Raw genomic sequence first — 19,604 nt, 5'->3', positions numbered from 1 at the left:
CGGTTTGTGGGACTGCTTTACAATCACCAGATGGGGATTTAACGGATGAAACTGAAAAACACCTTGGGCTTTGCCATTGGTTCTCTTATTGCTGCCACTTCTTTCGGCGCTCTGGCACAAGGCCAAGGCGCAGTTGAAGGCCAGCTGTTCTACAAGAAGCAGTACAACGATAGCGTTAAGCACATCGAAGACGGCTTCAACCCTGGCGCAAGCATCGGTTACTTCTTGACCGACGACGTGTCGATCAACCTGAACTACGACACGACCAACCACACCCGCTCCAACGGCGGTACTGGCAACCAGAAGATCAAAGGTGACACTGGCAGCGTGACTGCTCAGTACCACTTCGGTCAGGCCGGTGTTGACTCCCTGCGTCCATACGTTGAAGGTGGTTTCGGTCACCAGAGCCGTACCAACGTTGCTGCTGACGGTCACACTGGTCGTGACCAGTCGACCCTGGCTATCGCTGGCGCTGGCGTGAAGTACTACTTCACCAACAACCTGTTCGCACGTGCTGGCGTTGAAGCTGACTACGCACTGGACAACGGCAAGTGGGATTACTCCGCACTGGTCGGCCTGGGTGTGAACTTCGGCGGTAACGCTGGCGCAGTTGCTCCAGCTCCTACCCCAGCACCAGCTCCAGAGCCAACTCCAGAGCCAGAAGCTCCAGTTGCTCAGGTTGTTCGTGTTGAGCTGGACGTGAAGTTCGACTTCGACAAGTCGGTTGTTAAGCCTAACAGCTACGGCGACGTGAAAAACCTCGCTGACTTCATGAAACAGTACCCACAGACCACCACCGTTGTTGAAGGTCACACTGACTCCGTCGGTCCTGACGCTTACAACCAGAAGCTGTCCCAGCGTCGTGCTGACGCGGTCAAGCAAGTTCTGGTCAAAGACGGTATCGCTCCTAACCGTGTAAGCTCGGTTGGTTATGGCAAATCCCGCCCAGTTGCTGACAACGCAACTGAAGCTGGCCGCGCTATCAACCGTCGCGTAGAAGCCTCGGTAGAAGCTCAAGCTGCTCAGTAATTACTGAGTGGTAGAAAAAAGCCCGGCTTAGGCCGGGCTTTTTTTCGCCTGTGATTTGCCTCAAATGCTGGCTGAGACCGCAACCCGGATCGCCTGTGCAGTGGCGGCAACAGGGCCGATCACCAGGATCGCCGGGCTCTTCAGGGCAAACGCCTGCGCATCCGCATGCATAGACGCCAGATGACTGCGACATTCGCGCTGCTGGGGCAGCGATGCGTTTTCGATCATCGCCACCGGCATATCCGCGGCCATTCCGCCTTCCAGCAGTTGCTGACGAATCTCCTCAAGTTTCGCCACGCCCATATACACCACCAACGTCGTGCCACCCTCGACCAATGCGCGCCAGTTCAGGCTGCTGTCGTCCTGGGTATGCGCCGTGACCAGTGTTACGCCTCGGCTGACACCACGTAACGTCAGCGGGATATCGCAATTCGTTGCCCCCGCCAGCCCCGCTGTAATCCCGTTGACCAATTCCACCTCCACCCCGCGCTCACGCAACCACGTCGCCTCTTCGCCGCCTCGACCAAAAATGCACGGGTCACCACCTTTAAGTCGCACCACGCATTTGCCCTGGCGCGCATAACGCTGCATCAGGCGGTGAATGAAATCCTGCGGCGTCGAACGGCAACCCCCACGCTTGCCTACGGTGATTACCCGCGCGTTGACGCAGTGTTCCAGCACTGCCGGGTTGACCAAATCATCGATCAGCACCACATCGGCTTCGTGCAGGGCCCGCACCGCCTTGAGGGTCAACAACTCCGGATCACCCGGCCCTGCGCCCACCAGCCAAACCTTTGCGCTCATATTTTCCCCTCACACACGCATTGCGATTGGCTGCGGGTTGCTGGCCAAAAGACGTTTGATTTCCGGTACACAGGAGCCGCATTGAGTGCCGCAGCCGAGTTCCTGTTTGAGCCCGTCCAGGTTCAATCCACGGCCGATACCGGCGCACACCGCGCTTTCGCTGACGTTCTTGCAGTTGCACAAAGTCTTGGTGCTGGCTGTCGTGCCACCCGGTGGAGCACTGAGCGGCGCCAACAGCCAGCGACGCAGTTGTTCGTCAGCCCGTCCTTCCTGCCAGAGGTTTTGCAGCCAGTGCCGGGCCAGGGTTTCGCCTGCCAGGCGCAGCGCAGTAATGCGGCCTTTTTCAATTTTGACGCGCTTGCCGATTGAGCGACGGGGATCGTCATAGGCCATGACAGGGCCGTCGTTGAGGCCCAGCAGTTCGTCGATTCGGGTCAACAGTTGCAGGTCGGGCGCTTCGGTGTGCGCAGCGCGCACCAGCAGCGCCGGCCGTTCCCGCCCGGCCAGGCTGAGGCTGACGTAGGCAAAACCCTCGCACAGCGGGCGCAGGGCCTCAAAGTGTTGCTGTATATTTCCTTCGATCAGCGCGAACAGCTGCCATGGCAGTTGCACGGGTTCCAGGCGCACGCCGCTGTGCTTGAGTTCGGGTTGTTTTGACAGGGGATCGAACGCCGGTGGGGTCAGGACGTTGACGCCGCCTTTGAGAAAGCGATCGCCCCAATGCATGGGCAAGAACGCCTGGCCTGGGCGCACGCTGTCGTCACTGCTGACGGCGACGATCACGCTGCCGCGACGGCTTTTCAGGCTGACCAGGTCACCTTCTTTGAAGCGATGGCGGCGTAACTCTTCCGGGTGCAGGCTCAGTAACGCCTCACTGACGTGCCCGAATAACTGCGCCGCTGTGCCGGTGCGGCTCATGCCGTGCCACTGGTCGCGCAGGCGGCCGGTGATAAGGGTCAGCGGGAAGCGCGCGTCCCGCTGTTCCTTGGCGGCGCGGTAAGGGTCGGCGATAAAGTGCGCGCGGCCGGTTTCGGTGGGGAAGGTGCCATCGGTGTACAGGCGCGGCGTTCCCGTTTGCGCGCCCACGGGAAATGGCCATTGCTGCGGGCCGATCTGATCGAGCAGGGCATGGCTGAGGCCTGACAAGTCTAGGTCGCGGTCGCCGGTCAGTCCTTTGTACTCATCAAAAATCTGCGCAGGTTGTTCAAACGTAAACAGGCTGGTCGATCCCGGCCGTAAGCGACGCTCCAGCCGCCGTGCGAAATCCACCGTAATCGCCCAATCGGGACGCGCTTCTCCTGGTGGGACGATGGCGCGGCGCACGTGGGAAATACGCCGTTCGGAGTTGGTCACTGTGCCTTCCTTCTCCCCCCAACTGGCGGCAGGCAGCAGCAGGTCGGCATAGGCAGCAGTTTCGGTCGTGCGAAAGGCTTCCTGCAAGACCACGAACGGGCAGGCGGCCAAGGCCGCACGGACGCTGTTCTGGTCCGGCAGGGATTGCGCAGGGTTGGTACAGGCAATCCACAGTGCCTTGATCTTGCCGGCCTGGATTTGCTCGAACAGTTCGATCGCCGTTAGCCCGGTTGTCGCGGGCAACGATTCAACTCCCCAATAGGCGGCGACTTGCGCTCGGTGTTCGGGGTTGGCCGCTTCGCGGTGCCCTGGGAGTAAATTCGACAAGCTGCCGGTCTCGCGTCCACCCATCGCATTGGGCTGACCCGTCAGGGAAAACGGCCCACAGCCCGGTCGGCCAATCGTGCCGGTCGCCAGGTGCAAGTTGATCAGCGCGCTGTTTTTCGCACTGCCGGCGGTGGATTGGTTCAGCCCCATGCACCACAGCGACAGAAAACTGCTGGACGTGCCGACCCATTGCGCACACAGGCGCAGTTGCTCGACGCTGATCCCGCACAACTGCGTGACCATTTGCGGTGTGTAGTCATGCACCAGTCGCTTTAACTCGGCCAACCCATCGGTATGCGCCTGGATAAAGTCGCGGTCGATCCAGTCTTCCCACAGCAACAGATGCAAAATTCCGTGAAACAACGCGACGTCCGTGCCCGGCAAGATCGCCAAGTGCAGGTCAGCCAAATCGCAGGTGTCGGTACGCCGGGGGTCAATGACCACGACTTTCATCTGTGGACGCCGGGATTTAGCTTCCTCCAGGCGTCGGAACAATACTGGGTGGGCGTAGGCCATGTTGCTGCCGACGATCATCACACAGTCGCTGGACTCCAGGTCTTCATAACTGCACGGCGGTGCATCGGCGCCCAGGCTGCGCTTGTAGCCAACCACCGCCGAAGACATGCACAGCCGCGAGTTGCTGTCGATATTGTTGGTGCCGACCACCGCGCGGGCCAGCTTGTTGAAGCTGTAATAGTCCTCTGTCAGCAATTGCCCGGATATGTAGAACGCCACGCTGTCCGGCCCGTGCTCGGCGATGGTGTCGGCGAACACGTTGGCCGCGTGTTCGAGAGCCGTGTCCCAGTCGGTGCGGGCAGGGGCCAGGCCTTTGCCCAGGCGAAGCTCCGGGTACAAGGCGCGGGCAGCCAGGTCGCCGGTCAGGTGCAGGCTGGCGCCTTTGCTGCACAACTTGCCGAAGTTTGCCGGGTGGTTCGGGTCGCCTTGCACGGCCAGGATCTGCGAGCCGTCATGCTCGATCAGCACGCCGCAACCCACCCCGCAATAACAACAAGTGGATGCAGTGGTCTGGCGGTTCATCAACCCGCGTCCCGCAGGGCCAACATCACTCGGCCGTTTTCCACGCGGGCGGAGTGATGATGGGCGCAGCCAATATCCGGTGCCTGGGCTTCGCCGGACGCCAGGTCGATCTGCCAGTTATGCAGCGGGCAGGCCACGCGCTTGCCATAGATCAAACCTTGGGACAGTGGCCCGCCCTTATGCGGACAGCGGTCGTCGAGGGCGAAAACTTCGTCATCACTGGTACGAAAAATCGCGATATCGCCTTTGGGTCCATTGATGATGCGCGAACCCAGAGTGTTGATTTCATCGAGGGCGCAAATATCCAGCCAGTTCATGCCTGCACCTCCAGTTGCTTGACGGGAATAACCTCGAACTCCTTTTTCAGCAGCGGCTGCTCCAGGCGTTCCTTCCAAGGGTCTTGTTCGAATGACAGTGAGAACTGCAGGCGCTCATTGAGCGCCTGGCGCCTGGCCGGGTCTTCCAATACGGCCTTCTTGATATGTTCCATGCCCACCCGTTGCAGGTAATGCACGGTGCGCTCTAGGTAGAAGGCTTCTTCGCGGTACAGCTGCAGGAAAGCGCCGTTGTATTCGCGGACTTCTTCGGCGGTTTTCAGCTTGACGAAGAACGCTGCGACTTCGGTTTTGATCCCGCCATTGCCGCCGATATACATCTCCCAGCCGGAGTCGACACCGATAATTCCTACGTCCTTGATGCCCGCTTCCGAGCAATTGCGTGGGCAGCCCGACACTGCCAGCTTGACCTTGTGCGGCGACCACATATTGAACAGGTCATGCTCCAGTTCGATGCCCAACTGCGTGGAGTTCTGAGTGCCGAAGCGGCAGAACTCGCTGCCGACGCAGGTCTTCACGGTGCGGATGGATTTGCCGTAAGCATGGCCGGACGGCATGTCGAGGTCTTTCCAGACGCCGGGCAGGTCCTGTTTCTTGATGCCCAGCAGGTCAATACGCTGCCCGCCGGTGACCTTGACCATCGGCACGTTGTACTTGTCGGCCACATCGGCGATACGCCGTAGCTCCGAGGGATTGGTCACCCCGCCCCACATCCGGGGGACTACAGAATAGGTGCCGTCCTTCTGAATATTGGCGTGGGCGCGTTCGTTGATCAGGCGCGATTGCGGGTCATCCCTGGCTTCGCCGGGCCAGGTGGAAATCAGGTAGTAATTCAATGCCGGGCGGCAAGTGGCACAGCCGTTGGGTGTGCGCCAGTTCAGGTAAGTCAGGGTGCCGGCGATGGTCAGCAGGTGCTGTTCGCGGATAGCCTGGCGGATTTGCGCGTGGTTGAGGTCGCTGCAACCGCAAATAGCCTTTTCGCTTTTCGGTTTGACGTCCGCAGCGCCTCCCACGGTGTTGATTAAAATCTGTTCCACCAGCCCGGCACACGAGCCGCAGGAGCTGGCGGCCTTGGTGTGCTTTTTCACGTCGTCAACGCTGAACAGCCCATGTTCCTGAATCGCCTTGACGATGGTGCCCTTGCACACGCCGTTGCATCCGCAGACTTCGGCGTTGTCGGCCATGCTCATGGCCTTGTCCTGGCCTTGATGGCCTACATCGCCGAGAGTGTTTTCGCCAAACATCAAGTGATCGCGGATCTCGCCAATCGCGTGGTTCTCACGGATCTGACGGAAATACCAACCGCCGTCTGCGGTATCGCCGTACAGGCAGGCGCCGACCAGGATGTCGTCCTTGATCACCAGTTTCTTGTAAACGCCACCGATCGGGTCGGAGAGGGTGATGGTCTCGGTGCCTTCGCCGCCCATAAAGTCGCCAGCCGAGAACAAGTCGATGCCGGTCACCTTCAATTTGGTCGAAGTGACCGAACCCTTGTAGGTCGCAAAGCCCAGCTGGGCCAGATGATTGGCGCAGACCTTGGCTTGTTCGAACAGCGGCGCCACCAACCCGTAGGCAATCCCGCGATGGTTGGCACATTCACCGATGGCATAGATGCGCGGGTCATAGGTTTGCAGGGTGTCGTTGACCAGAATCCCACGGTTGCAGGGGATGCCGGATTTTTCCGCGAGTTCAGTGTTGGGGCGGATACCGGCAGCCATTACCACCAGGTCGGCGGGGATGATGTCGCCATTCTTGAATTGCACGGAGCCAACGCGGCCATTGCCGGCGTCGTGCAGGGCCTGGGTCTGTTCACACAGCCGAAACACCAGGCCACGGTTTTCCAGTTCGGTTTGCAGTAACTGGCCGCAGGTCTTGTCCAGCTGGCGCTCCAGCAGCCATTCGCCGATATGCACCACGGTCACGTGCATGCCGCGCAGCATCAGACCGTTGGCGGCTTCCAAGCCGAGCAGGCCACCGCCGATCACCACGGCGTGCGTGTGGGTCTTGGCGGTGTCGATCATGGCCTGGGTATCGGCGATGTCGCGATAGCCGATTACACCCTTTAAGGTGTTGCCGGGGATCGGCAGGATAAACGGCGTTGAGCCGGTGGCGATCAGCAGGCGATCGTATTCGGCTTCGCTGCCGTCTTCGGCAATAACGATGCGTTTGATGCGGTCGATCTGCACCACTTTGCGGTTGAGCAACAACTTGATGTTGTTATCCAGGTACCAACTGAGATCGTTGAGCACGATCTCTTCGAACGTCTGCTCGCCCGCCAGCACCGGCGACAACAGAATTCGGTTGTAGTTGGTGTGGGGCTCGGCGCCGAACACGGTGATGTCGTACAGGTCGCTGCTCAGCTTGAGCAATTCCTCGAGGGTGCGAACCCCGGCCATGCCGTTGCCGATCATCACCAATTTGAGTCTTTTCATGTCGTTCTCCGTAATGGCTCGACAAATCACGCGCAAACAAAAAAGGCGTCCCCGCTAGTTAGCTAGCGAGGACGCCTTTGTCCTGGTCCCGTTCTCTCGGGAAGCTCGGCCCTTCGACGTTGAAGGAGCGGCTATATGTGTGTTGTTGAAAAAGTTAATGCAGTGGTTGTGCCAAGTTACCCAGCGCCCGGTTTTATTGGGGAGAGTGCCGATATCCCTGAGTTTATTCGCCCTCTAGTGGTGCAACAGCCAGTAAGCCAGCACCAGATTGACCAGCAGCGATGCCAGCGCCACGGTTTGCCAGACCTTGAGCGGTTCGCGCTCCAGCAGCGGTTTGGGCCGCACGCTCAACTCACGGCGGTCGGCCTGCTCCAGCACCAGCAGCCATTCTTCGGCTGTTTCATAGCGTTGTGCGGGGTGAGCCGCCACCGCGCGTTCCAGGCTGAGGGGCAACCAGTCCGGCAGGTCGGGGCGATAGCGGCTGGCGCTGACGGGCTGGTTGAAACGGGGTCGTTGGAAGGCTTCGATTTCGCCGTAGGGGTAATGCCCGGTCAGTAGGTAATGCAGCGTGACACCGACGCCGTATAAGTCTTGTTGCGCCGTAGGAGGTTCGCCACTGAAAGCCTCGGGTGCGATAAAACTCGGCGTGCCGGGCAGCACGTGTGCGCGGTCCTCGGAGAGCCCCGGGCAATACGCCAGGCCGAAATCCAAGACGCGCAGTTCGCCATCGTCACCCAATAATACGTTCTGCGGCTTGATGTCCCGGTGCAGGATCTGCCGCCGATGCAGCATGCCTACCGCCCGCAACAAGCGCTCGGCGATGGACTGCCACTGCGCCAGGGGCAACGGGCCCTGATGCTGGAACAGTTCTGCAAGGGTGTGCCCCGGATATTCACGCATCACGTAGTACAAATGCTGACGCCCACTGGCCGCGTGGACTTCAGGAAACGCCCGCCCGGCCACTCGCCGCAGAAACCATTCTTCCGAGAGCAGCGCCTGGCCCGCATCGTTGTCATCCTCGCGGTTAAGCGGCAAGGTTTTCAGCAGCCAAGGCTGCTGCTGTGCATCGCGTACGCGGTACAACAAGGACTGGCGACTCTGCGCCAACACGCTTTCAACCTGCCAGCCCTCAAAGTGTTGCCCGGCTTTCAGGGCCGGTGGCAGCGGCCATTGCTGCAACTGCACCAGCGCATCGCCAAGGGTGGCGGCACCCAGTCTGTCGATACGCACCAGCAGCGCGCTGGCATTGTCCTGGCTGGCGGCCAGGTGTGCGGCGTTGACCAGGGTGTTGACCGCCAGATCCAGGTCGGTTTGCTCACGCAGAATCGCCCGGATGCTTTGATCGCCCAAGGTGGCCCACACGCCATCGCTGAGCAGCAGGAAACATTCACCCTCACGCAATTCGCCGTCGAGAAAATCCAGTACCAGGTGTTGATCCAGGCCAAGGGCGCGCTTGAGCACATGGTGCATGCCCGGTTGCTCCCACACGTGGTCTTCGCTGATGCGCTGCAATTCGCCGTCCAGCCAGCGATAGACCCGGCAATCGCCGACATGTGCGAGCGTGAAGCGTTGGCCGCGAAACACCAGGGCGCTGAGGGTGGTCAACAGTGGCTGGCCGCCGCCGTTGGCCTGTAGCCAGCGATTCTGCGCCAGCAGCAAACGTTCGAGCGCCTGTGCTACGCCCCAGGTTTGCGGCGTGGCGTAGTAGTCCAGCGCCAGCGCCTGCAAGGTCGAGCGCGCGGCCAGGCCACCGTCGGCACATTGGCTGACACCGTCGGCCATGGCGCACAGGTAACCCTTGCTTGCGGCCAGTTCCGCCACCGGGGTGACCACGCGCAGGGCATCCTGGTTTTCCGCTCGAGGGCCGATGGCGCTGGCGTGGGCGATGCTCAGTTGCAGGCTCATCAGACGCGTGCGGCGGTCACGGCGGCCGAGCCCCAGGTGGTTCTCCAGCGACGTTTGACGCCGTGCAGGCCAAACCAGGCCACCACGCCGAGGCTGGCGAACAACCACAGGGCCATCTGATAACTGCCAGTGCTTTGTTTGATCGCACCCATACCCGCAGCGAGGGCGAAGCCGCCGATACCGCCAGCCATGCCGATCAGGCCGGTCATCACGCCGATCTCGCGGCGAAAACGTTGGGGAACCAGTTGGAACACCGCACCATTACCCGCGCCGAGGCCGAGCATGGTGCAGACGAAAAGCGCCAATGCAGCGTAGGAACTTGGCAGGTTGAACCCGACCGCAGCGATGCAGATTGCCGCCACGCTGTACATGCCGAGCAGGGTACGAATCCCGCCGAAACGGTCAGCCAGGGCGCCGCCCAACGGACGCATCAGGCTGCCACCAAATACGCAGGCGGCGGTGTAGTAGCCGGCGGTCACCGGGCTCAGGCCGTATTGGTCGTTGAAGTAGCCGGGCAGGGCGCTGGCCAGTCCGATAAAGCCGCCGAAGGTCACGCTGTAGAAGAACATGAACCACCAGCTGTCGCGGTCGCCCAGGGCCTTGAAGTAGTCAGCCATGGATTTGGCTTTCGCACGTTCAGGGGCATTGCGCGCCAGCCAGGCGAAGACAATCAGGGTGAGGATCAGCGGAATCAGCGCGAAGCCGAACACATTGCTCCAGCCATACGCAGCGGCCAGCACCGGTGCCAGCAGCGCGGCAAACACGGTGCCGGAGTTACCGGCGCCGGCGATGCCCATGGCCTTGCCTTGGTGTTCAGCGGGATACCACTGGGACGCCAGGGGCAGGGCAACCGCAAAGGACGCTCCGGCCATGCCAAGGAACGCGCCGAGCAGCAGGGCTTGCTCGTAGCTGTGGATGCCAAGCTTCCAGGCCCCGAACAATGCTGCGATCACAATCACCTGACCGATCAGGCCGGCGGTCTTGGGCGACAGCTTGTCGGCCAGCATGCCCATTAAAAAGCGCAGTACCGCGCCGGCCAGGATCGGCGTCGCCACCACCAGGCCACGTTGCTGGGTGGTCAGGTGCAGGTCGGCGGCGATCTGTACCGCCAGCGGGCCCAACAGGTACCAGACCATGAAGCTCAGGTCGAAATACAGGAACGCGGCAAACAGGGTCGGGGTGTGCCCGGATTTCCAGAAGCTTGATTTCATCACGCACCTCAACGGTTGGGAGTCTTGTAAGAAGGCCTGGTGATGGAACAGCCGTTTAGGGCCGCCCCACCGGCCCCATGTTCTGGGGCCAAAACAAAAAAACGCCGCCACCGGGTTTGCGAGGGCAAACCGAGTGGGCGACGTCTTTGTCGTAGAAGGGGCAACCGCCGTTGGTTACCTGTGAGGATTCTTTAGCAAGAGCTGCGCCAGTTCAGCCGAGTAACTCGCTCATCGCAATAATCTGCTCCGCCACCTGGATCAGTTTCTGTTGGCGGCTCATGGCCTGGCGGCGCATCAGGGTGTAGGCCTCTTCCTCATTGCAGTGCTTCATTTTCATCAGCATGCCTTTGGCCAGCTCGATGCGTTTACGCTCGGCCAGTTGCTGATCCCGGGCCTGGAGCTGCGCGCGCAGGGCCTGGTCGCTTTCAAAACGCGCCATGGCCACGTCCAGGATGGGCTGGAGGCGTTGGGCCTGGATGCCTTCAACGATGTAGGCGCTGACACCGGATTTGATTGCCTGGCGCATCACATTCGGGTCGTGCTCGTCGGTAAACATCACGATCGGCCGGGGTTGGTCGCGGCTGACCAGCACCACTTGCTCCATCACATCGCGGCCGGGCGACTCGGTATCGATCAGGATCACGTCCGGTCGCACCGTTTCGACGCGCGCAGGCAGGTCAATGGTCAGGCCGGACTCATCGATCACCTCGAATCCTGCTTCGGTCAGCGCGGCCTTCAGGCGCCCGACTTTGCGCGGGGTATCGTTGATCAACAGGATTCGCAACATCGTGGTTCCTCCTGTCAACGCTGGGCGTGGCGGCTGGAAGGGTCGGCCATGGCGTGCAGGCGGAAACTGCGGGCATACGCGGCGGGGTTGGAGCCGTCCCAGATTTTGCCGTCGATTAACTGGCTGCTGCGCATGTCCTGGCCGTTTGCCGGAACGCCGACGGCAGCGGCCGCTTGACGATACAGGTCCAGTTGCTGCACCTGGCGGGCAACGCCGAGGTAGTCCGGGTCTTCGCGCAGCAGGCCCCAACGCCGGAACTGGGTCATGAACCACATGCCGTCGCAGAGGTACGGCAGGTTCACCTCGCCATCGGCAAAAAACCTCAAGGCATGCGGGTCTTGCCACTGGTTGCCGAGGCCATCGTCATAAGCGCCCAGCAGGCGTGGCTCGATGCAGTCGAGCGGCGTATCGAGGTAGTCGCGGGCGCTGAGCAATTGCGCCGTAGAGCGGCGGTTTTCCTGGCTTTCTTCGATAAAGCGGCTGGCCTCCAGAATCGCCATTACCAGCATGCGGGCAGTGTTCGGGTATTGATCGACGAACGCCTGGGTGCAGCCGAGTACTTTTTCCGGATGGTTCGGCCAGATCGCTTGCGTGGTCGCCAGCGTGAACCCCTGGTTTTGCTTGACTGCGCTGGCGCACCAGGGCTCTCCGACGCAAAAGCCGTCGATACGCCCGGCTTGCAAGTGCGCGAGCATCTGCGGCGGTGGCACCACCACGCTATTCACATCTTGCAATGGATGAATGCCTTGGCTGGCCAGCCAGTAATACAACCACATGGCGTGGGTGCCTGTGGGAAATGTCTGGGCGAAGGTCAGCTTTGTTCGGCTTTGGTGCACGTGACGGTCCAGTGCATCAGGAGTGACCACCCCCTGTTGTTGCAGATTGTGGGAGAGGTTGATGCTCTGACCGTTTTGGTTGAGCCCCATCAACACGGCCATATCGGTAGAGGCTACGCCGCCAATGCCCAGGTGCACGGCATAGACCAGCCCGTACAGGCTGTGGGCGGCGTCCAACTCACCGCTGACCAGTTTGTCGCGCAGGTTGGCCCAGGATGATTGGCGTTTGAGGTTCAGTGTCAGGCCGTAGGGCTGAGCGAATCCCTGGGTGGCGGCGACCACCAGCGAGGCGCAATCGGTCAGCGCCATGAAGCCCAGGTCGAGGCTGCTCTTTTCCGGGGCGTCACTGCCGTTTACCCAGGCCAGCGCATTGTTCACCGGGCTGTTGCCGACCGAATCGTTCATCAACACCTACCTTTTCTGTCAAAAAAAAGCGTCGTTTCCTTAGATGGCAGCGCGGTGATGCCTGCGCAGGCCATTGCGGGGTAACGACGCCTTTGTCTGTAGGCACGCTCCGACGTTGGTGCGCGCTCTGATGCAAAGTCCATAGCAAGGCACATGCCACGGGCAGATAGAGGTGGCCTGCCGTCAGCTTTCCATCAAGATTGAAAGTCGACGGCCTTTCAGTATGGCCGCTTCTTTGCGCCAGACTGCCAGGAACCCCTGCGTGTATATCGAACCCCCGGCAATGATGAGTTTCCACAGGCTGTGCCCTTGGCTGATGTGCCTTACGTTGTTGCTGGCAAACGCTCCCGCCCTGGGGGAAAGCTACCAGGCGCGGGATGAGAGCCTGCATACCTTTTTTACCGCGTTATCGGTGCCTTTGGGCCTGCCCGTCGTCGTCAGCCGCGACGTGGCGCGCAAGCGTATCTCCGGGGAGTTCGATTTGGGGGTGGCTCAGCTGACCCTGGAGGCGGTCGCCGCGCAACAAGGTCTGATCTGGTACAGCGACGGGCAGGTGCTTTATCTGTATGACGCCGGCGAAGCAAAAAGCTCGGCGGTGGCGCTGCGGCATATCTCGGTCGACAGGTTGCGAGGGTTCATGCGCCGCTCGGGGCTAGATGAATCACGTTATCCCCTCAGGGAGAGCGGCGGGCGGACGTTCTATGTGGCCGGGCCACCCAATTATGTGGATCAGGTGTTGCACCTGGCCCGGCTGATGGACAGGCAACGCACCGAGGTGCGCATGGGCAAGCAGATCTTCGGCGTGGTGCAGGTATTCAATACCCACGTGGCGGACCGTCAATACGCCATGGGTAACGAAAAGGTCAATGTGCCGGGCATGGCCTCGATAATCGAAAACCTGCTGGCGATCGAGCAGAAGGATGCCACGCAGCGCCAGCCGGGTTTACTGGCTGACAAGAGCTTGTTAGTGATTGCCTATCCTGACTCCAACAGTTTGTTGATCAAGGGCAAGCCTGCCCAGGTGAAGGTGATTGAGGACCTGGTGGCGGAGCTGGACAAGCCCAAACGTCCGATTGAAGTGTCACTGTGGCAGGTCGATGTGGACCGCGACGAACTCGAGAAGCTCGGCGCAGCCTGGGCCCGGGAAACCGACGGCGTGGCTTCCGTGACGCGCGTCATGGAACCCTTGGACGATAACCGCTTGATGGTGCAACTCAATGCGCTGGAGCGTCGCCGCAAAGCCAGGATCACAGCGTACCCGGTGATACTCACCCAGGAAAATGTACCGGCGGTGTTCCAGGATCAGCACACGTTCTACCTGCCCAACCCCGGTGACAATAAAGGCGAATGGCAGCCCGTACGCTATGGCACCGAAGCCAGTGTGCTACCGCGCTTTGCTCAAGCGAATCAGATCGAAATGCTGCTGAGTCTCGAGGATGGCCGCCAGATGGCGGGTAAAACCACGCCTGGCGCCGCAGGGGCGGCAGGCAGAGTGGGAATCAGCACGGTGGTGCGCGTGGCGCAGGGTAAACGCCTGTGGCTGGGCGGTTTTCGACGTGATGACGAGGGGGCGGGTCGCGGGCGACGCGCCGAGATCCGGTTGTTTGTAATCCAGGCGCGTGCGGTTGGGAGTGAGCCCAGGATGTTGGCTGGCGCTGTGGGGCCGCCGCCGCTGACGCAGGCTCAATATGAGCGCGTGCAACGTGCGTTTGTGCGCCAAAACCATGATGTCTCTGAATAAGATAGCCGTTTAAGCACGCTTGTTGACCGTAGTGGCGAAAAATCCTACGCGGTACCCGCCGAAAGCCTCGAATTCATCGGTCTTTTCCTAGCGCTGTCCCAGGTTCAGGTTTTTATAGTCGCGGGGTTGGCGTTTCGCCGTTTCTTGAAACAAGGAATTCAATGTCAGTAGTTGGATGCAGAGGTGTGTATGACCCTCACGAATGAAGGGCCGACGGCCTCATCGGTCTTTGCCGGGTGGACCTTGCATGGCGATGGACGGTTGACTAGCGATGGTGTGGACATTCAGTTGCCGCCCAAGGAGTGGCAGGTACTGCGGCTGCTGCTGGCGTCCGATGGCGCACTGATCACCAAGGATCGTTTGCTTGAGTGGGTCTGGCCACGGGGAGAGGTTGCTGAAGAGTCGCTCACCCGCTGCATTTATGCGTTGCGCAAACACTTGAAGATGGACAAGCGGTTTATCAAGACGATCTATGGCAGGGGCTATCGCTTTACCTGTGCCGTGAACGTCCGGCAACACGAACCTCGACAGACAGGGCTGGGACGTGCGCAGCGCATCTGTTCGGCTTGTGGCCAGGTGAGACATGATTAGGCGCCTGTGCAAAAGTTTACTGTTGAGCCTGTTGATGGGCAGTCTTCCAGCCTGGGCAAGTTGCTGGGATGAAGTAGCCCGTCGTTACGACATCGAACCGGAACTGTTGCAGGCCATTGCTGCCGTGGAGTCGGGGTACCAGGCGCAAGCCTTGAACGCCGGCAACAGCGATGGCTCCCGGGATATTGGCTTGATGCAAATCAACAGCATGCACTTGCCTCGCTTGCTCAAGCAGGGGATTACCCAGGAGCGGCTGCTGAGTGAGCCTTGTTTGTCAATTGAAGTGGGCGCCTCGATCCTCGCCGAGTTCATCCAGCGCTTCGGTTACAACTGGACAGCTATTGGCTCATACAACGCAGGGGCTGCGCCTGAGCGTGAGGCGTTGCGCTTACGTTATGCACAAAAGATCTGGGCTCGGTATGAGGTGCTGGTTGCGCAACGCCAATGACGATTGGACGGCACGCCTCGCACCTGGCGCGCCACCCCGGCTATAATCGGCGCCACCTTTCGCCGCCATCCGAGTCTAGCCCGCCCATGTATACCCTGGCCCGCCAGTTGTTGTTCAAACTCTCTCCGGAAACCTCCCACGATCTGTCCCTGGACTTGATCGGTGCCGGTGGTCGCCTGGGGCTCAATGGCCTGGTATGCAAGGCACCGGCAAAGATGCCGGTGACGGTGATGGGGCTCGATTTCCCCAACCCGGTCGGGCTGGCTGCCGGCCTGGACAAGAATGGCGCGGCCATCGACGGTTTTGCGCAACTGGGTTTCGGCTTTGTCGAAATCGGCACCGTGACGCCACGGCCGCAACCGGGCAACCCTAAGCCGCGCATCTTTCGTTTGCCGGAAGCCGAGGCGATCATCAACCGCATGGGCTTCAACAACCTGGGCGTTGATCACCTGCTGTCGCGGGTTCAGGCAGCGAAGTACAAGGGCATTCTCGGTATCAATATCGGCAAGAACTTCGATACCCCGGTAGAGCGCGCCGTCGATGATTACCTGATCTGCCTGGACAAGGTTTACGCCCACGCCAGCTACGTCACGGTCAACGTCAGTTCACCCAACACCCCGGGCCTGCGCAGCCTGCAGTTTGGTGATTCCCTCAAGCAATTGCTCGAAGCCTTGCGTCAGCGCCAGGAAGACTTGACGGTGCGCCATGGCAAGCGCGTACCGTTGGCCATCAAGATTGCTCCAGACATGAGTGATGAAGAAACTGCCCTGGTTGCCCAGGCGTTGGTCGATTCGGGTATGGATGCGGTGATTGCTACCAACACCACCCTCAGCCGTGTCGGCGTTGAAGGGTTGGCGCATGGTGATGAAGCGGGCGGCCTGTCGGGTGCGCCGGTGCGTGACAAGAGCACCCATATCGTCAAGGTGCTGGCCGCTGAGCTGGCGGGGCGTTTGCCGATCATCGCGGTGGGCGGCATCACCGAAGGCAAGCACGCCGCCGAGAAGATTGCGGCGGGCGCGAGCCTGGTGCAGTTGTACTCCGGCTTTATCTATAAGGGCCCGGCGCTGATTCGCGAGTCGGTGGATGCGATTGCCGCGTTGCCGAAGGCCTGAAAGTATCGGCCATTAAAAAGGGCTCCATTAGGAGCCCCCTGGGCCGAAGCCCGCCGCCCGGATAGGACGTGCGTGGTTAAGTCGTTACATAATCTTCTAGGTGGTATGTCGGATTAAGTGCCCTGTGTTAGCCGACGGCGTGAAGTTCGTTGAGTCTATGTATCCCCGCAGTGCCGGTCATACCGTCCCAATTGTCGCCGCGTCCTTCTCGCCAGCCGTTGATCCAGGCTTGGCGTACCGACGGTAGAGTAAATGGGCAAAGCTCACGGGATTTGCCATGAACGCCATACTGATATCCGCGTAAAAATGCTCTTTCCAACGGATCACGCTTAAGTCTTCTCATAGGGTGTTTCCCTCACTTGTTGACTGTGTAGATATCCTTCGGCCTCGTCTGAGGCCGGGCAGAGTTTTTCTGCCGTTGGTGGGCTCGCTGCCGGCGTGGCGAGCCAATGTGTCGGCGTCGTTACGGCGCCAACCTGTGTTGAGTTCTAACCAATAGGTCACATGGATTCAATGATCGTTTTGTCATAAGCACGTAACGATAACGATGCTATAGCCATAAGCTGGGATGGCTTTTCGCCCCATTTATTGGGCAAAGCCAGCTATGATGTGCCTTGCAAAGAGGATGGGTTTAATCCTTTAGTGAGAATGCCCGCTCGTTGCAGTCGGTTATTATTCGACGAAGGGTCGGAATATTTCTTTTTGTTGCAAACAATTGTTTATCTGCCCCGGAAATTTTGGCCGAAAGGCCCGGCAGCCGGGGTGGAACGGCACATTCGTGCCACGCGAGCACTCTTCAAGAAAAGTGCTTGATTGAAAACCGAGCCGGCGATGCGTCGCCCGTTCATTTATTGCTGAAAAGCCTGGAATGCCCATGTCGGACCGTTTTGAACTCTTCCTCACTTGCCCCAAGGGCCTCGAAGGCCTGCTGATCGAGGAAGCCGTCGGGCTTGGCCTTGAGGAAGCCCGCGAGCACACTTCGGCCGTGCGCGGCATGGCCGATATGGAAACTGCCTACCGCCTGTGTCTCTGGTCGCGCCTGGCCAACCGCGTATTGCTGGTGCTCAAGCGCTTCCCGATGAAGGACGCCGAAGACCTGTACCACGGCGTGCTGGATATCGAATGGGCTGACCACATGGTCTCGGACGGCACCCTGGCGGTAGAATTCAGCGGTCACGGCTCGGGCATCGACAACACCCACTTCGGCGCGCTGAAGGTCAAGGATGCGATTGTCGACAAGCTGCGCACCCCGACCGGCGAACGCCCGTCCATCGACAAGATCAACCCGGACCTGCGTATCCACCTGCGCCTCGACCGTGGCGAAGCGATTCTCTCCCTCGACCTGTCCGGCCACAGCTTGCACCAGCGCGGTTACCGCCTGCAGCAGGGCGCTGCACCGTTGAAGGAAAACCTGGCCGCTGCGATTTTGATTCGCGCCGGCTGGCCGCGCATTGCTGCCGAAGGCGGCGCGTTGACGGACCCGATGTGCGGCGTGGGTACCTTCCTGGTGGAAGGCGCAATGATCGCCGCCGACATGGCACCCAACCTCAACCGCGAACTGTGGGGTTTCACCACCTGGCTCGGTCACGTCCCGGCGCTGTGGAAGAAACTGCACGCCGAAGCCAGTGAGCGTGCCGCCATCGGCATGAACAAACCGCCGCTGTGGGTCCGTGGTTACGAAGCTGACCCGCGTCTGATCCAGCCAGCCCGCAACAACATCGAACGCGCAGGCTTGAGCCACTGGATCAAGGTGTACCAGGGCGAAGTCGGCACCTTCGAACCGCGCCCGGACCAGAACCAGAAAGGCCTGGTGATCTGCAACCCACCCTACGGCGAGCGCCTGGGTGACGAAGCCAGCCTGTTGTACCTCTACCAGAACCTTGGCGAGCGTCTGCGCCAGGCGTGTATGGGTTGGGAAGCGGCGGTGTTCACCGGCGCGCCGGACCTTGGCAAGCGCATGGGCATTCGCAGCCACAAACAGTATTCGTTCTGGAACGGCGCGTTGCCGTGCAAATTGCTGCTGATCAAGGTCAACCCGGACCAGTTCGTCACCGGCGAGCGCCGTACCCCGGAACAGCGTCAGGCCGAGCGTGAGCAAGCCGCTTACGATCAAGCCCCGACCGAGCCGCAAGAGCGCCAGTACAACAAGAACGGTAACCCGATCAAGCCAGCACCGGCTCCGGTGGTCGAGCAGGCGCGCCTGAGCGAAGGCGGGCAGATGTTCGCCAATCGCTTGCAGAAGAACCTCAAGCTGCTGGGCAAGTGGGCCAAGCGTGAAGGGGTGGATTGCTACCGTGTGTACGATGCCGACATGCCGGAATACTCCATGGCCATCGACCTGTACCACGATTGGGTTCACGTCCAGGAATACGCTGCGCCGAAGTCCATCGACCCGGAAAAAGCCTCCGCACGCATGTTCGATGCGCTGGCGGCCATTCCCCAGGCGCTGAACGTCGACAAGAGCCGCGTCGTGGTCAAGCGTCGCGAGCGTCAGAGCGGTACCAAGCAGTACGAGCGCCAGAGTGCCCAGGGCAAGTTCACCGAGGTCAGCGAAGGCGGCGTGAAGCTGCTGGTCAACCTCACCGACTACCTGGACACCGGTCTGTTCCTCGACCACCGCCCAATGCGCATGCGCATCCAGAAGGAAGCGGCCGGCAAGCGTTTCCTCAACCTGTATTGCTACACCGCCACCGCCAGTGTGCACGCAGCCAAGGGCGGTGCGCGCAGCACCACCAGCGTGGACTTGTCCAAAACCTACCTGGACTGGGCGCGTCGCAACTTCTCGCTCAACGGTTTTTCCGACAAGAACCGTCTGGAGCAGGGTGACGTGATGGCGTGGCTGGAAGCCAGCCGCGATGAGTTCGACCTTATCTTCATCGACCCGCCGACTTTCTCCAACTCCAAACGCATGGAAGGCATCTTCGACGTGCAGCGCGACCACGTGCAGTTGCTCGACCTGGCCATGGCCCGCCTGGCACCGGGTGGCGTCCTGTACTTCTCGAACAACTTCCGCAAGTTCGTGCTTGAGGAAAACCTCAGTGAACGCTATGCCGTAGAGGAAATCAGCGACAAGACCCTCGACCCGGATTTCGCGCGTAATGCGAAGATCCACCGTGCATGGAAAATCACCGCGCGCTGATCGCTGCACCACGACGCATCACGTTGCACCAAAAAGCCGCAAGCCTGGATTAAACCGGGCTTGCGGCTTTTTTGCGCTGGTCAAATACCGGCCTCATGGCTATAACTTAAC

At 60.4% G+C, this 19,604-nt stretch carries 15 protein-coding genes; 6 read left to right on the top strand and 9 right to left on the bottom strand.

Annotated elements, in window-relative coordinates:
• Window positions 1-45 precede the first annotated feature (45 nt).
• The gene (locus ACDZ94_RS00360) at window positions 46-1,029 is read left to right on the top strand and encodes an OmpA family protein (protein ID WP_064453625.1); all 984 of its coding nucleotides are present in this window, start codon (window positions 46-48) and stop codon (window positions 1,027-1,029) included.
• A 60-nt stretch (window positions 1,030-1,089) separates the two neighbouring features.
• Here the strand turns inward: ACDZ94_RS00360 and cobA are convergent, their stop codons facing one another.
• From cobA to ACDZ94_RS00320, 8 genes are all read right to left on the bottom strand, one after another.
• Window positions 1,090-1,833: a uroporphyrinogen-III C-methyltransferase gene (gene cobA, locus ACDZ94_RS00355; protein ID WP_064453624.1), complete on the bottom strand. Its 744-nt coding sequence runs from the start codon at window positions 1,831-1,833 to the stop codon at window positions 1,090-1,092.
• 9 nt (window positions 1,834-1,842) lie between these two features.
• A complete protein-coding gene (locus tag ACDZ94_RS00350) occupies window positions 1,843-4,551 on the bottom strand; it encodes a nitrate reductase (protein WP_432750915.1) in 2,709 nt (902 codons plus the stop codon).
• Complete coding sequence (nirD, locus tag ACDZ94_RS00345; protein ID WP_432750914.1) at window positions 4,551-4,868, bottom strand: nitrite reductase small subunit NirD; 318 nt, start codon at window positions 4,866-4,868, stop codon at window positions 4,551-4,553. Before nirD ends, ACDZ94_RS00350 begins: the two co-directional genes overlap by 1 nt.
• Complete coding sequence (gene nirB, locus ACDZ94_RS00340) at window positions 4,865-7,318, bottom strand: nitrite reductase large subunit NirB (protein ID WP_432750913.1); 2,454 nt, start codon at window positions 7,316-7,318, stop codon at window positions 4,865-4,867. Before nirB ends, nirD begins: the two co-directional genes overlap by 4 nt.
• 234 nt (window positions 7,319-7,552) lie before the next feature.
• Window positions 7,553-9,223, bottom strand: a complete 1,671-nt coding sequence (locus ACDZ94_RS00335; protein ID WP_432750912.1) for a protein kinase domain-containing protein — start codon at window positions 9,221-9,223, stop codon at window positions 7,553-7,555.
• On the bottom strand, window positions 9,223-10,434 hold the full coding sequence (locus ACDZ94_RS00330) for a nitrate/nitrite transporter (RefSeq protein WP_064453619.1): 1,212 nt from the start codon (window positions 10,432-10,434) through the stop codon (window positions 9,223-9,225). Before ACDZ94_RS00330 ends, ACDZ94_RS00335 begins: the two co-directional genes overlap by 1 nt.
• A 211-nt stretch (window positions 10,435-10,645) precedes the next feature.
• A complete protein-coding gene (locus ACDZ94_RS00325; protein ID WP_053257467.1) occupies window positions 10,646-11,221 on the bottom strand; it encodes an ANTAR domain-containing response regulator in 576 nt (191 codons plus the stop codon).
• A gap of 14 nt (window positions 11,222-11,235) precedes the next feature.
• Window positions 11,236-12,462 (bottom strand): CmpA/NrtA family ABC transporter substrate-binding protein, encoded by a 1,227-nt coding sequence (locus ACDZ94_RS00320; RefSeq protein WP_064453618.1) that lies wholly within the window; start codon window positions 12,460-12,462, stop codon window positions 11,236-11,238.
• Window positions 12,463-12,748: 286 nt separating this feature from the next.
• Here ACDZ94_RS00320 and sctC point away from each other — a divergent pair, with 286 nt between their 5' ends.
• The 4 genes from sctC to ACDZ94_RS00300 all read left to right on the top strand — a co-directional run bounded on the left by sctC (window position 12,749) and on the right by ACDZ94_RS00300 (window position 16,354).
• Complete coding sequence (gene sctC, locus ACDZ94_RS00315) at window positions 12,749-14,203, top strand: type III secretion system outer membrane ring subunit SctC (RefSeq protein WP_432751474.1); 1,455 nt, start codon at window positions 12,749-12,751, stop codon at window positions 14,201-14,203.
• Between the two features lie 189 nt (window positions 14,204-14,392).
• Window positions 14,393-14,794 (top strand): winged helix-turn-helix domain-containing protein, encoded by a 402-nt coding sequence (locus tag ACDZ94_RS00310; RefSeq protein WP_432750911.1) that lies wholly within the window; start codon window positions 14,393-14,395, stop codon window positions 14,792-14,794.
• Window positions 14,787-15,242, top strand: a complete 456-nt coding sequence (locus ACDZ94_RS00305) for a transglycosylase SLT domain-containing protein (RefSeq protein WP_432750910.1) — start codon at window positions 14,787-14,789, stop codon at window positions 15,240-15,242. Before ACDZ94_RS00310 ends, ACDZ94_RS00305 begins: the two co-directional genes overlap by 8 nt.
• Window positions 15,243-15,328: 86 nt before the next feature.
• The gene (locus tag ACDZ94_RS00300) at window positions 15,329-16,354 is read left to right on the top strand and encodes a quinone-dependent dihydroorotate dehydrogenase (RefSeq protein WP_053257462.1); all 1,026 of its coding nucleotides are present in this window, start codon (window positions 15,329-15,331) and stop codon (window positions 16,352-16,354) included.
• A 127-nt stretch (window positions 16,355-16,481) separates the two neighbouring features.
• Here the strand turns inward: ACDZ94_RS00300 and rmf are convergent, their stop codons facing one another.
• Window positions 16,482-16,697 (bottom strand): ribosome modulation factor, encoded by a 216-nt coding sequence (rmf, locus tag ACDZ94_RS00295; RefSeq protein WP_002553055.1) that lies wholly within the window; start codon window positions 16,695-16,697, stop codon window positions 16,482-16,484.
• A 531-nt stretch (window positions 16,698-17,228) separates the two neighbouring features.
• On the opposite strand from rmf, the gene rlmKL reads away from it, so the two are divergent.
• Window positions 17,229-19,493: a bifunctional 23S rRNA (guanine(2069)-N(7))-methyltransferase RlmK/23S rRNA (guanine(2445)-N(2))-methyltransferase RlmL gene (gene rlmKL, locus ACDZ94_RS00290; RefSeq protein WP_432750909.1), complete on the top strand. Its 2,265-nt coding sequence runs from the start codon at window positions 17,229-17,231 to the stop codon at window positions 19,491-19,493.
• Window positions 19,494-19,604: the final 111 nt, after the last annotated feature.

Origin of the sequence: Pseudomonas sp. UBT (assembly GCF_050915955.1) — a bacterium.
Taxonomy (GTDB): Bacteria; Pseudomonadota; Gammaproteobacteria; order Pseudomonadales; family Pseudomonadaceae; genus Aquipseudomonas; species Aquipseudomonas antarctica_A.
Note: the sequence above shows the minus strand (reverse complement) of the source record. Positions and strands in the feature narration are given on the sequence as shown.

Excerpts from the sequence above, each read along its gene's own strand:
- ACDZ94_RS00325 (WP_053257467.1), bottom strand. The coding sequence starts at position 11,221 with ATGTTGCGAATCCTGTTGATCAACGATACCCCGCGCAAAGTCGGGCGC.
- rmf (WP_002553055.1), bottom strand. The coding sequence starts at position 16,697 with ATGAGAAGACTTAAGCGTGATCCGTTGGAAAGAGCATTTTTACGCGGA.
- rlmKL (WP_432750909.1), top strand. The coding sequence starts at position 17,229 with ATGTCGGACCGTTTTGAACTCTTCCTCACTTGCCCCAAGGGCCTCGAA.
- ACDZ94_RS00335 (WP_432750912.1), bottom strand. The coding sequence starts at position 9,223 with ATGAGCCTGCAACTGAGCATCGCCCACGCCAGCGCCATCGGCCCTCGA.
- ACDZ94_RS00320 (WP_064453618.1), bottom strand. The coding sequence starts at position 12,462 with ATGAACGATTCGGTCGGCAACAGCCCGGTGAACAATGCGCTGGCCTGG.
- ACDZ94_RS00330 (WP_064453619.1), bottom strand. The coding sequence starts at position 10,434 with ATGAAATCAAGCTTCTGGAAATCCGGGCACACCCCGACCCTGTTTGCC.
- ACDZ94_RS00300 (WP_053257462.1), top strand. The coding sequence starts at position 15,329 with ATGTATACCCTGGCCCGCCAGTTGTTGTTCAAACTCTCTCCGGAAACC.
- sctC (WP_432751474.1), top strand. The coding sequence starts at position 12,749 with ATGAGTTTCCACAGGCTGTGCCCTTGGCTGATGTGCCTTACGTTGTTG.
- ACDZ94_RS00360 (WP_064453625.1), top strand. The coding sequence starts at position 46 with ATGAAACTGAAAAACACCTTGGGCTTTGCCATTGGTTCTCTTATTGCT.
- ACDZ94_RS00310 (WP_432750911.1), top strand. The coding sequence starts at position 14,393 with ATGACCCTCACGAATGAAGGGCCGACGGCCTCATCGGTCTTTGCCGGG.
- nirB (WP_432750913.1), bottom strand. The coding sequence starts at position 7,318 with ATGAAAAGACTCAAATTGGTGATGATCGGCAACGGCATGGCCGGGGTT.
- ACDZ94_RS00305 (WP_432750910.1), top strand. The coding sequence starts at position 14,787 with ATGATTAGGCGCCTGTGCAAAAGTTTACTGTTGAGCCTGTTGATGGGC.
- ACDZ94_RS00350 (WP_432750915.1), bottom strand. The coding sequence starts at position 4,551 with ATGAACCGCCAGACCACTGCATCCACTTGTTGTTATTGCGGGGTGGGT.
- nirD (WP_432750914.1), bottom strand. The coding sequence starts at position 4,868 with ATGAACTGGCTGGATATTTGCGCCCTCGATGAAATCAACACTCTGGGT.
- cobA (WP_064453624.1), bottom strand. The coding sequence starts at position 1,833 with ATGAGCGCAAAGGTTTGGCTGGTGGGCGCAGGGCCGGGTGATCCGGAG.